This window comes from Paraburkholderia polaris (genome assembly GCF_012927345.1).
In the GTDB taxonomy this organism is placed as follows: Bacteria; Pseudomonadota; Gammaproteobacteria; order Burkholderiales; family Burkholderiaceae; genus Paraburkholderia; species Paraburkholderia polaris.
This window is the reverse complement of record NZ_JABBGJ010000068.1, coordinates 23,278-34,489: the sequence shown is the minus strand read 5'-3', so window position 1 is coordinate 34,489 and position 11,212 is coordinate 23,278. Positions and strand designations below refer to the sequence as shown.

Genomic DNA, 11,212 nt, shown 5'->3' with positions numbered 1-11,212 from the left:
GCGAGCTTTGATGAGTTTTCGGTATTAAAAGGATCGAGCATGCCGACCAGCGTCGCGCCGCGCTTGAGCAACGGCAACTCGGCATCGGTCGGAGACTGGACCTTGAGGACGAGATCAGCGCCGAACGCAGTGGCCGCGTCGACGATTTCCGCGCCGGCAGTTGTAAAGGCTTCGTCAGGAAAGCTGGCGCCGGTGCCGGCGCCGCTCTGGATCGTGACCCGGTGGCCCTGGGTCACATACTTCTTGACCGTTTCGGGCGTCGCGGCGACGCGGGTTTCGTGCGCGCGCGTCTCGGCTGGAATGCCGATATTCATGTGTTCCTCCGCGGATAAGCAATGCGCGAGCGTACGTGCCCCCTGCCCTGAACGCCAAGACAAAATTCGTCTGGCGGAATAGCAGGCTGTTATGCCAACACCGAAGACGGTGTCGCATCTTCGTATGGCCAATCCGGGGCGAGGCAAAAGGACACCTGCCGAGTGTCATTCGAACGTTGCTTGGCACAACCCCATAAGCACCTGTTATTGCGCTAAAGCGAAACCGTCTTGGCGCGCCGCGTAGGCCCACGATAGGCTGGCGAACGAGATCATTCCCTCTGGCAACGCTTCGGCCGCCAGATTCGCACAGCCTTAAAGGAGATTTGAATATGCGTGCTTCCGTGCTCGTCACGCGTGCGTCATTTGCCGACATTGTCGATAGCCTGCGGGACCACTTCGACGTCAGCGACAACGCCGACGATACCGTCTGGAGCCAGCCGGAACTGATCGCCCGCCTGCAAGGCAAATCCGGCGCGATCACCCACGGTAGCGACCGAATCGACGCAACGCTGCTGGATGCCTGTCCAGAACTGCGTGCGGTGTGCAACGTCGGGGTCGGCTACAACAATGTCGACGTCGATGCATGTACCCGCCGAGGCGTGCTTGTGACGAATACACCCGGCGTGCTCACCGACACCACGGCCGACTTTGGTTTCGCATTGATGATGGCAACAGCGCGCCGCATTGCCGAGTCAGAGCATTTCGTTCGGCGCGGCGAGTGGCAGAAAACGGGGCGCTACGACATGTTCGTTGGATCCGACATCCACCACGCTACGCTCGGCATTCTCGGCATGGGCCGCATCGGCCAGGCAATCGCAAAACGGGGTGCGTTCGGCTTCGACATGCGCGTGATTTACCACAACCGGTCACGGCTTCCCGCTGACATCGAAGCTGCGAGCCGCGCTCAATATGTCGACAAGGACACGCTGCTGCGCGAGGCCGATCATCTGATCGTTGTCGTTCCGTACTCGGCCAGTTCGCATCATGCGATCGGTGCACGTGAGCTCTCAAGAATGAAGCGCACCGCGACGCTGACCAATATAGCGCGCGGCGGCGTAGTCGACGATGCGGCGCTTGCCGAGGCACTGCGCAATCAGACCATCGCGGCAGCCGGACTCGATGTCTTTGAAGGCGAACCGGAGATTCATCCAGAGTTGCTGACTGTACCGAACATCGTGTTGACTCCACATATAGGCAGTGCGTCAGTCGCGACCCGACGAGCCATGGCCTTGCTGGCCGCGGGCAACCTCAGCGCCGTATTCGGATACGGAAAGTTCGCCGGACAACCACCTTCGCCAGTGAATCCACAGGTGCTGTCCCACCGGGCTAGCGCGTCGTGAGCGCAGCGCCCTGCAAAGAAGCACACGCCATGACGTTCAAGCTTCTGGTCATGGGCGTCTCCGGCTCAGGGAAATCGACACTCGCAGACAACCTGTCCCGAGCACTGGGCGGCGTGATGATCGAAGGCGACGATCATCACACGAGCGCAAACCGCGCGAAGATGCGTGAAGGCGTGGCACTCAATGACGAGGACCGCATCCCGTGGTTGAACAGGATTGGCACATTGCTAGCCGCGCAAAGCGGTACTGCAGTGCTGTCGTGTTCTGCACTGAAGCGCAGCTATCGTGAGCTTCTGAGGCAGCGCGTGCCGGACCTGCGTCTGGTGTTCCTCAACCTGGATCGCACAACTGCGTTTGCACGCGTGGCGCAACGCCGCGGCCATGAGTTCCCACCGTGCCTTGTCGAAAGCCAGTTCGATGCGCTCGAATCTCCTGCGGGCGAAATCGACGTTCTACGAGTCGAAGCGACGCAAACAGAAATAGCGCAGCTCACTGAGGTGATGCGCTGGCTGCGAAGCGGATTGGCCGAGTGAGTTCGGCTTTGGCTTCACACGATTGATCACCCACTCACGTTTCATACCAAGGAGTTGCCTTGAACTCAATCTCCAGACTATTCGACCTCACGGGGCGCACTGCGCTGATCACCGGCTCGAGCGCCGGCATCGGCTACGCCCTCGCCCGCGGTCTCGCCCTGGCCGGCGCGACCGTGATCCTGAACGGGCGGAACGAAGCACGCCTCGCCCGAGCCGCCGATACCCTGCGCAGCGTTGGTGCAACCGTCCACACGAGCAATTTCGACGTGACCGACGCCGATAGCGTCAGCACCGCGATAGCACACCTTGAAGACCATGTCGGCGCGCTTGACATTCTGGTGAACAACGCCGGCATGCAACGCCGTGCGCCATTGGAGAACTTTTCCGTGGCACATTGGGACGAACTGATGCGTACCAATCTGGACAGTGTATTCCTCGTCGGCAAGGCTGTCGCGCGTCACATGATTCCGCGTGGACGCGGCAAGATCGTCAACATCTGCTCCGTCCAAAGCGAACTGGGCCGTCCGCATATCGCCGCGTATACCGCGAGCAAAGGCGCCGTAAAGATGCTCACTAAAGGCATGGCCATCGACTGGGGCCCACACGGTCTACAGGTCAACGGGCTCGGTCCAGGTTACTTCAAAACAGAGCTCACCGAGGCGCTCGTCAACAACCCTGAATTCAGCAACTGGTTGATCGGCAGAACCCCATCGCGTCGCTGGGGAGACGTCGAGGACCTGATCGGTGCAGCCGTGTTTCTCGCAAGCGACGCATCGAACTTCGTCAACGGACACATCCTGTATGTCGACGGCGGCGTAACCGCTACGCTCTAGCGCGGCGTTGGCCGACCTGACACAGCATCCCCGCCGTCACTGATGACGGGGATGCCGCGCGATGCGATACCCGCAATCCACCGATTGCACCCCGTGCTTTTGAACAAGTGGTCCCCGAAACGCCGTCCGCTCAACCAGGCGGGACGGAACAACGGTCGGACCACCCGCAAAGACTTGTGAAGAGGCTTAGAACTTATGCGTCAGACCGAAGGTAACGAGGGTTTCTGCATTCGTGGATGACCCCGACGTCCCTGCAATGGCAGCAACAGCGCGTTCGCCCGTCGAGTCCGTCCCGCTGGCCGCCTGATGAACCGCGACCGCATAGACCGAGGTCTGCTTCGAGAGATAATAGACGGCGCCAAGGTCAACCTGCTGATATCGCGCGCTGCCTTCACCATCGGCCGCACCGTTTCTCGTGTAGATGTACGCAACACCGAGCAGAAGCGCCGGAGTGACTTGATACTTCAGATTCAGCTCGCCCGTATTGAACGATGCGGTACCTCGATAAGCCGCTTCGGTCGCATTCAAGCCGGCAACGCTCACCGTTCCAAGATTCCGGAATTGTGTATTGCTATAGACGACGCCAACGGTAGCAGGACCGAGCGCGTACGATCCGCCGGCTGCAATAATCTGTTGAGAGCCGGCTGACGCATAGCCCGCAAGGACAGGGCTCGAAATGTTAGCCGCCGTCGCGCTGTCGTTTGCCTTATTGCCAAAGAACGAAAAATTTGGATCCTTCGCCAGGATGTAGCCAACGCCCAACTTTACCGGACCATTGGCATAACCAGCACTCAGATCCCAGATCTGGTTTTGCGAGAATTCGCCTGCCTTTCCCCCAAAGCTATACGCACCGCCAAACGTCAGGCCGTTGAAGCTTTTGCTTCGATACATGATCGAATTGTTGAGACGATTCGAATTGTCGAGGTTATCGACGTCACCGGGATGAGCACCATATTCCGCGCCGGAGGCAGCCCAACTGTTACCGGCTTCCAGGTAACCCACCGCGGCCCACGAGTCCGAATTCTGACGACCTAAGGTCACTGTTCCGTAATCGGCGCTGCTCAGTCCACCGAGGGCTGCGCGGCCGAAGAATGTGCCGTTCTGTCCTATCGTGCCGTTGGCAAGGTTAAAGCCTGCTTCAAGATTGAAAATTGCCTTGAGACCACCGCCCAGGTCTTCAGAACCGATCATCCCCCACCGGTTTGCACCCTCGTTACCGCCAACCAGGGCAACCTGTCGCCCGCCCTTGACGTTCGAGTTATAGACAAATCCTGCGTCCGCAATGCCGTATAGGGTCACGCTACTTTGAGCCTGAGCAGCACCAGCGAATGAAACCAGAGTCGCGATGGATAAAGTGGAAATGGAAATTTTCATTGACGATCTCCCAATACATTAGGATTACAAATTAATATGTAAAAACTTTTTTATTCAAAGAAGCGTGAAACTCGCCACCCGACCTCTGCCCGAGCACTTTTCCGCGGCGGCCACCAACGGGCCGCCATCGCTCAGATCAATTCCGACACTGCGTTTGCAATCTTCCGGCAACCTTCCTCGATCACTTCGATACCCGTCGCAATCGACATGCGAAAATACGGCGACGCCCCGTAAGCCGATCCAGCGACAAGCACCACACCCGCGGCTTCGAGGAGGTAAAGCGTGAAGTCCGCATCGCTTGCGATCAGCTTGCCCGCCGGCGTCTGTTTGCCGATCACGCCACCGCAATTGACGAACAGATAGAACGCGCCACCGGGAGCGCCGCAGGCCAGGCCGGGGATCGCATTGAGCAAAGCCACACCACGATCGCGCCGCGCGCGGTAGGTCTCGACGGCCTCGGCGATACTGCTTTGGTCGCCCTGCAACGCGGCGAGCGCGGCCGCCTGACCGACCGACGATGCGCAACTGGTCGATTGCGATTGCAGCGTGTCCATCGCCGCAATCAGATCCGCCGGGCCGGCCGCATAGCCGATGCGCCAGCCAGTCATCGCATACGTTTTCGACATCCCGTTGACGACTACCGCCCGGTCGTGCAAAGCCGGTTCGACTGCGACGATATGAGGGTTGCTCGCGCTCTCGAAGCGGATGTGTTCGTAGATATCGTCGGTCAGCACAAGGACGTGCGGATGGCGTAGCAGAACATCCGCCAGCGCGCGCAGCTCTCCTGATGAATACGACGCACCGGTCGGGTTGCTCGGCGAGTTGAGCAGCAGCCAGCGGGTTCGCGGCGTGATGGCCGCCTCGAGCGTGGCGGCGGTCAGCTTGAAACCATCGGCTTCGGTGCACGGCAGTACGACGGGCGATCCTTCGCACGCAAGCACCATATCCGGATACGACACCCAGTACGGCGCCGGAATCAGGACTTCGTCACCAGGCTCGACAGTGACAGCCAGGGCGTTGAAGATCGCATGCTTCGCGCCACACGTGACAATGATGTGCTTCGGGTCATAATCGAGGGCATTTTCCTCGCGCAGTTTTGCGGCGATCGCTGTACGCAGCGCGACGGTGCCGGCCGTCTGGGTATAACGGGTTTCGCCGCGCTCCACGGCTTCGGCAGCCGCACGCCTGATGTGCGCCGGGGTTGGAAAATCCGGCTCGCCGATGGCGAGATTGACGATGGTGCGGCCCTGCCGCCGCAATTCGGCGGCACGATCCGCCGCCGCACTGCTTGGCGAGGTTTTGATGCGCTGTACGCGCGATGCGATTCGAGACAAACTCACTGCGCACTCCTTGTCGACACGGGTATGAGGGCAAGGTAAGCGGGCGAAAATGATCGCGCAAAGAGGGATTCGCTCTAGCGGAATCGTAATCGCTTATACCCGTATCGCGCGTGCACCAAAGTTTGCCAATACGACGATGCCCGGTGCTCGCCTGTGGCAGGGACACGGGCGGGCAGTGCCGGCCCGGCAAGGGTTTTACATTATTATTTTCCGATGTCGTGATCACGCCACATGCTTTACGATTTCGGTTTCGAGTTGCGATCGGGCAACCAGACATTCGTAGGACACGAGGCTGTGAACCTGAGGCGCCTGAAGTACTTCGTGAAAATCGTCGATCTTGGCAGCCTCACGCAGGCCTCCGAGATTCTTCACATCGCCCAGCCCGCCCTAAGCCAGCAATTGATGATTCTCGAAAGCGAGTTCCGCCATCAGTTGCTGGTTCGCACCAAACGCGGCGTCACCCCCACCGAAGCCGGCAATACGCTGTACCGTCACGCGCAGATCATCCTGCGGCAACTCGAGCAGGCGCGCAGCGACATGGACAAGAGCAGTGACACGCTGGCCGGCAAGGTATCAGTGGGTCTTGCACCGGGCACGGCGGCGTCGGCACTGTCGCTGCCACTGTTGAAAACCGTGCGTGCCCGACACCCTGGCATCCTTCTCTATCTCAACGAGAGTTTCGGCACCACGCTAAGCGAACTGATCATCAACGGGCGTATGGACATGGCCGTTCTCTACGGCGACCACGCGTCGCGCGGTTTGTCGTTCCAGTTGCTACTGACAGAGGAGTTGTTTCTCGTCACGCCGCGCGGCATGCCGATGCCGGACGGGCCGGTCGCGCTCGCAACACTGCAAAACGTCGATCTGATGCTGCCGCGCCCCTATAACTATCTGCGCAAGTACATTGACGACGCATTGGCGATCGCGCGGGTTCAACCACGCGTGGTGGCAGAAATCGAATCGGCCGCGACGCTTGCAGCGGCCATTCACGAAGGCATCGGCGCCACCATCCTGCCCGACTCGGCGGCTCGCATCATCGCGGCGTCCGGTGACGGGGTGCAACGGCGCATCGTGGCACCTATGATCGAAGCACCGTTATCGCTTTGCGTGTCGGACCACCTGCCGCTGTCCGAGCCCGCAGTCGCGGTGTATCAGATCCTGCTCGAACTGATTGCCGACCTGGCGCTCGGCTCACAACCGCCGGAAGCCGCTTGCGCTGCCGGCGCGCGGCCGCAGTGCCCGGAACAGCTTCCATGACCATCAATTTCAAGCTGCTCAAGAGTTTCGTCAAAGCCGTCGAGCTGGAAAGTCTCTCGAGTGCCGCGAGCCATCTACACATTGCGCAACCCGCGTTGAGCCAGCACGTCAATCTGCTCGAGCGGCACTTCGGCCAAAGATTGCTGATCCGCACCAATGTCGGGGTCAACCCGACTGATGCGGGCCGCGAGTTGTACCGGCACGCGTTGCTGATTCTCGATCAGCTGGACAAAGCCGAACTCGATGTAGCGCGCGCGGCGAACGTGATTTCGGGCAACGTAAGCGTCGGGCTCGCGACCTACAGCACCACCTCGATCCTCTCGACACCCCTGCTGAAAACCATCAGACGCGACTATCCCGATGTCAACCTGTTCCTGAACGACAATTTCGGACTGGTATTGAGCGAGATGGTCATGACCGGGCGAATGGATCTGGCGATCATCTATGCGTCCGGGCCGATCAAGGGCGTGACGCTGCAGCCACTCCTCGTAGAAGAACTCTTCCTGATCGCACCGCCGCACGCCGAATTGCCGCCGGACGTCGACGGCGCTATCCCGTTGTCCGCACTTGACGGTATCGAATTGCTGCTGCCCGGCCGCACCCATTTCCTGCGCAATTTGATCGAAGCGGCCTTTGCCGACGCAGGCATCAAGCCGCGTGTGGCGGCCGAGATCGAATCGGCCGCCACACTGCGCGACGCGATCGAAGCCGGCCTCGGCGCCACCATTCTGCCGTGGGCGCTGACCAGTACGTTCACCGGAGCCGAGCGCCCGTTGACGCGCCGGCTGATCGGCCCGACCATCCGCGCCACGGTGTCGCTCTGCATATCGGACCACCAGCCGATGTCCGATGAAGCGCTGGCGGTGCGCGACACGCTCAGTCAACTGGTGAGCGAACTGGTGACGTCACAGCGCCTCGTCGGCGTCAGCGCACCCGACGTGGCGGGCGCGCTGGCCGCCTGAGGCGCGCTTCCTAGACGGCCACGCTGCTCTGCCGTGTCACCGGCGACGCGGACAGGCAGCGCATCACGTTCACGCCGTCGTTGACGAACGGGTCCGCGTGGTAATACAGCAACTGTGCGCCGGCTTCCACGAGATGAGCAACGTCCTCTTTGACGACTAGCGTGCCCGCGAACTTGCCAGCCCGGCGGATGCGCCCAAGCGTCTGGTCCACGAGCTCGACGACCGGCTGCGGACGACGCGCGCCGGGCGCCACGCGTGGCGAATATCCCATCGACTGCGACAGGTCCCCCGGGCCGACAAAAAACACGTCGATGCCTTCGACCGCAAGAATCTCATCGAGATTCTCCACGGCCTGGGTGGATTCGATCATCACGATGATGAGCTTCTCGTCGTAGTCGTCCGGGCACGCATAACGTATGGTCCTGACGACTTCGCGCGCGTTCTCCGCCGTGTGCACGAGTGGCACCATCACGCCGTCGACGCCGCAATTCAGGCATCGCGTGATGGTCGAGCGGTCCTGGCTTTGCGGTCGCACGATCGTATAGCCGCCGCCAAAACGCGCCGCCTTCGCCATCTGCTGCAGTTGTTCGAAGCCCGCTGCGCCGTGTTCGCAGTCCACAAAAATCGAATCGGCGCCGGCGCGCGTGAGCTTCTCGGCCAGACTCGACGACACGTGATTCGGATTGACCATCAGAACGGACTGGCCGTTCGCAAGCCGTTGTTTAAGCGTTGCACTCATGATTTGTTTCCTGCGATCGTTGCCGGGCCGACGCCGTCCGGGGCGCCGAGCCAGCGGCTGATTTCGGTGTCCGGTCCCTGGTCGCGTTGCAGCGTCGGGCTAATGACCAGTTCCTCGATGGTGGTGCGCGCGGGCAGCGTGCAGCACAGCAGAATCGCCTGCGCCACGTCGTCGGGGCTCACCATCGCCGCGCGTTCCTCGGCGCTCGGCGGACGCACCCGCGTGTCCATGATCGGCGTGTTGACCTCGCCGGGGAGGATCGTCGTCGCGCGGATGTTGTTGTTGCGAAACGTCGCGTGCAGATAGGTCATCAGATTGCGCACGCCGGCTTTCGCGGCGCCATATGGGGCACCGCCAAGCAGACCCGGACGCACTGCAGCCAGCGACGACACGGTCACAACCGTGCCGCCGCCCGCCGCCAGCATGCCCGGCAGCACCGCCTGGATCAGCACATAAACGGCGGTCAGGTTCACGGACAGCGTCGCGTTCCAGTCATCCTCGTCGATCCAGCGGATATTGCGCACCCGGCTCGATGCGCCGGCATTGTTGACGAGGATCCCGACGGGACCGATTTCGGCTTCGATCCAGCGCACCAGTTCGACCATCTCTTCGCGCCGCTCGAGGTCGACCGGGCGTGCCCACGCTTCCTGACCGGCCGCCTTGATCTCGCTCACGACTTCGGCAAGCGCGGCCGCTCGGCGGCCGACGACCACGACCTTGGCACCTTCGGCCGCAAGTTGCAGTGCCGTCGACCGGCCGATACCCGAGCCACCGCCGGTGACGATGGCGATCTGTCCATCAAGCGCGCCCATGATCATTGCCCTCCATTGCCGGCGGCAGCGCCGTCCACGGCTGGGCCGCTATACCCGTAGTCGGCCTTCGCCCGCTCCGCGCTCACCAGACCTTCGCGCAAATCGCGCTCGATCAGCTCGCGCGGCCGCTCACTTGCGTTGCCCCATCCGCCGCCGCCCGGCAGTTCGAGCACCAGTTGCTGCCCCGGTTCGAGCACCATCTTGCCCTTCGCGAACACCGCCTCGCCGTCGCGCAGTACCGCGCCGGCACGCCCGGACTGCCCCCCGAGTACGCCGAAACAGGGATGCTTGACGCGCTCGGTGCTCAGATAGATGTTCATCGGCCGCGACGACAGGTTGCGCAGCACGCCGCGCTGACCGAGGCCACCACGATACTTGCCGGCTCCGCCCGAGTCGGCGATCAATTCCTTGCGCTCGGTGAGAATCGGCACCGCGATCTCATACATTTCTATCGGTGTGACCTTGCAGTTCGACGGGAAGCTGAGGGTATCGTTGCCGTCCATCGCGGAACGTCCGCCCTGCCCGCCGTGGAAGTTCTGAATGCTGCCGTAGGCGCTGCCATCCTCACGCTGCCCCTGACAGTTGACGCCCCAGATCGGCGCGCCGCCGCTGTCGGCCTGGGTGCGCTCCGGCAGCACGTTCTGCAAGGCGCGGAAAATCAGGCTCGGGATCACGTGGCCGATCAGGTTGCGCGCGCTGCCGGCCGCCGTGCGGCCAGGATTCAGAATCGAGCCGGCCGGCGCCTCGTCCGTGATCGGGATCATGCAGCCTTCGTTGTTCGGCGTCTCCGGATCGAGCAGGCATTTCAGCGCATAGACGCTGTGCGCGACGCGGTAGTGCGGCATCACGTTGATGCCGCGCGCCACTTCCGGCGACGTGCCGGCATAGTCGACGTGAATCGAATCGTCGCGCACCTCGACGCTCACGCGCAGATACACGTCCGTCTCGAAGCCATCGAGGGTGACCTCGGCGCCGTACTTACCGTTGGGCAGCTCGGCAATCGCGCGACGCATGAAACGCTCCGAGCGGCCGTGGATCGCTTCGCCCAAGCCTTCGAGATTGTCGAGACCGTACTCATCCATGAAGCGAGTCAGCTCCCGGTGGATCACCTCGTTCGCCGCCACCATGCTTTGAATGTCGCCGCGCACTTCATGCGGCAAACGCACGCTCGCCTCGAGCACCGAGAACACGTCCTCGTTCGGCTTGCCAGCCTTGAACAGCTTGAGGATCGGCAGACGAATCCCTTCTTCGAACATATCGGTCGAATCGGGCGACTGCGGCCGGCCGCCGATATCCGGCAAGTGCGCAATGCTGCCCGCGTACGCCACGATCTGGCCGTTGCGGAAGATCGGCGTCAGCATCACCAGATCCGGCAAGTGCCCGGTGCCGATCATCGGATCGTTGGTCGCGAGCACGTCGCCCGGCTCCAGCGTCTCCGGCGGGAAGGCCTTGAGGAAGTAGTTCTGCGCGGCCATCGGCAGCGACGTAATGAATACCGGGATCGACCAGGTGCACTGCGAGAGCGCACGCCCCTTCGCGTCGAGTAGCACGGTCACGTAGTCGTGGTTCTCGCGCACGATGGGCGAGAAAGCGGTGCGCCCCAGCGCGCTGTCGGCCTGGTCGGCGATGAAGACGAGACGATCCCACATGACCTGCAGGGTGATCGGATCGTTGAAATCGGGATTGCGAATAGACATGACGGTTTCCT

Annotated in this window: 10 protein-coding genes and 1 pseudogene; 5 read left to right on the top strand and 6 right to left on the bottom strand. The window is 61.8% G+C overall.

Going from position 1 to position 11,212, the window contains the following annotated elements:
* A pseudogene (locus HHL24_RS40105) lies at positions 1-314 on the bottom strand (NAD(P)(+) transhydrogenase (Re/Si-specific) subunit alpha); the annotation flags it as partial.
* A 329-nt stretch (positions 315-643) separates the two neighbouring features.
* Here HHL24_RS40105 and HHL24_RS40100 point away from each other — a divergent pair.
* Genes HHL24_RS40100 through HHL24_RS40090 form a run of 3 tightly spaced genes read left to right on the top strand, consistent with a single transcriptional unit; the run spans position 644 to position 3,020 of the window.
* Positions 644-1,654, top strand: a complete 1,011-nt coding sequence (locus HHL24_RS40100) for a 2-hydroxyacid dehydrogenase (protein WP_169490817.1) — start codon at positions 644-646, stop codon at positions 1,652-1,654.
* A 29-nt stretch (positions 1,655-1,683) separates the two neighbouring features.
* The gene (locus HHL24_RS40095) at positions 1,684-2,187 is read left to right on the top strand and encodes a gluconokinase (RefSeq protein WP_169490816.1); all 504 of its coding nucleotides are present in this window, start codon (positions 1,684-1,686) and stop codon (positions 2,185-2,187) included.
* A gap of 59 nt (positions 2,188-2,246) precedes the next feature.
* Positions 2,247-3,020: a glucose 1-dehydrogenase gene (locus HHL24_RS40090; protein ID WP_169490815.1), complete on the top strand. Its 774-nt coding sequence runs from the start codon at positions 2,247-2,249 to the stop codon at positions 3,018-3,020.
* Positions 3,021-3,206: 186 nt separating this feature from the next.
* On the opposite strand, the gene HHL24_RS40085 is transcribed toward HHL24_RS40090, so the two are convergent.
* Both HHL24_RS40085 and HHL24_RS40080 read right to left on the bottom strand, forming a co-directional pair.
* Positions 3,207-4,394 (bottom strand): porin, encoded by a 1,188-nt coding sequence (locus HHL24_RS40085; protein ID WP_206003232.1) that lies wholly within the window; start codon positions 4,392-4,394, stop codon positions 3,207-3,209.
* Positions 4,395-4,525: 131 nt separating this feature from the next.
* A complete protein-coding gene (locus tag HHL24_RS40080; RefSeq protein ID WP_169490814.1) occupies positions 4,526-5,734 on the bottom strand; it encodes an aspartate transaminase in 1,209 nt (402 codons plus the stop codon).
* A gap of 294 nt (positions 5,735-6,028) precedes the next feature.
* Here HHL24_RS40080 and nac point away from each other — a divergent pair, with 294 nt between their 5' ends.
* Positions 6,029-6,991, top strand: coding sequence for a nitrogen assimilation transcriptional regulator NAC (nac, locus tag HHL24_RS40075; protein ID WP_169490820.1), 963 nt, complete (start codon positions 6,029-6,031; stop codon positions 6,989-6,991).
* Complete coding sequence (locus HHL24_RS40070) at positions 6,988-7,953, top strand: LysR substrate-binding domain-containing protein (RefSeq protein ID WP_169490813.1); 966 nt, start codon at positions 6,988-6,990, stop codon at positions 7,951-7,953. The genes nac and HHL24_RS40070 overlap by 4 nt, the downstream gene beginning before the upstream one ends.
* Positions 7,954-7,963: 10 nt before the next feature.
* Here HHL24_RS40070 and HHL24_RS40065 read toward each other — a convergent pair whose 3' ends face one another.
* The 3 genes from HHL24_RS40065 to HHL24_RS40055 are packed head-to-tail and all read right to left on the bottom strand — an operon-like array spanning position 7,964 to position 11,201.
* Complete coding sequence (locus HHL24_RS40065) at positions 7,964-8,692, bottom strand: HpcH/HpaI aldolase family protein (RefSeq protein WP_206003230.1); 729 nt, start codon at positions 8,690-8,692, stop codon at positions 7,964-7,966.
* Complete coding sequence (locus HHL24_RS40060) at positions 8,689-9,504, bottom strand: SDR family oxidoreductase (protein ID WP_169490812.1); 816 nt, start codon at positions 9,502-9,504, stop codon at positions 8,689-8,691. The genes HHL24_RS40065 and HHL24_RS40060 overlap by 4 nt, the downstream gene beginning before the upstream one ends.
* A gap of 2 nt (positions 9,505-9,506) precedes the next feature.
* Positions 9,507-11,201 carry a hydantoinase B/oxoprolinase family protein gene (locus tag HHL24_RS40055; protein ID WP_169490811.1) on the bottom strand — a complete coding sequence of 565 codons (1,695 nt, stop codon included), beginning with the start codon at positions 11,199-11,201 and terminating at the stop codon, positions 9,507-9,509.
* Between the last annotated feature and the right edge of the window lie 11 nt (positions 11,202-11,212).

Bases quoted from the DNA above. Each gene is read 5' to 3' on its own strand.
- HHL24_RS40065 (WP_206003230.1), bottom strand. From the start codon at position 8,692: ATGAGTGCAACGCTTAAACAACGGCTTGCGAACGGCCAGTCCGTTCTG.
- HHL24_RS40100 (WP_169490817.1), top strand. From the start codon at position 644: ATGCGTGCTTCCGTGCTCGTCACGCGTGCGTCATTTGCCGACATTGTC.
- HHL24_RS40070 (WP_169490813.1), top strand. From the start codon at position 6,988: ATGACCATCAATTTCAAGCTGCTCAAGAGTTTCGTCAAAGCCGTCGAG.
- HHL24_RS40085 (WP_206003232.1), bottom strand. From the start codon at position 4,394: ATGAAAATTTCCATTTCCACTTTATCCATCGCGACTCTGGTTTCATTC.
- HHL24_RS40060 (WP_169490812.1), bottom strand. From the start codon at position 9,504: ATGGGCGCGCTTGATGGACAGATCGCCATCGTCACCGGCGGTGGCTCG.
- HHL24_RS40055 (WP_169490811.1), bottom strand. From the start codon at position 11,201: ATGTCTATTCGCAATCCCGATTTCAACGATCCGATCACCCTGCAGGTC.
- HHL24_RS40095 (WP_169490816.1), top strand. From the start codon at position 1,684: ATGACGTTCAAGCTTCTGGTCATGGGCGTCTCCGGCTCAGGGAAATCG.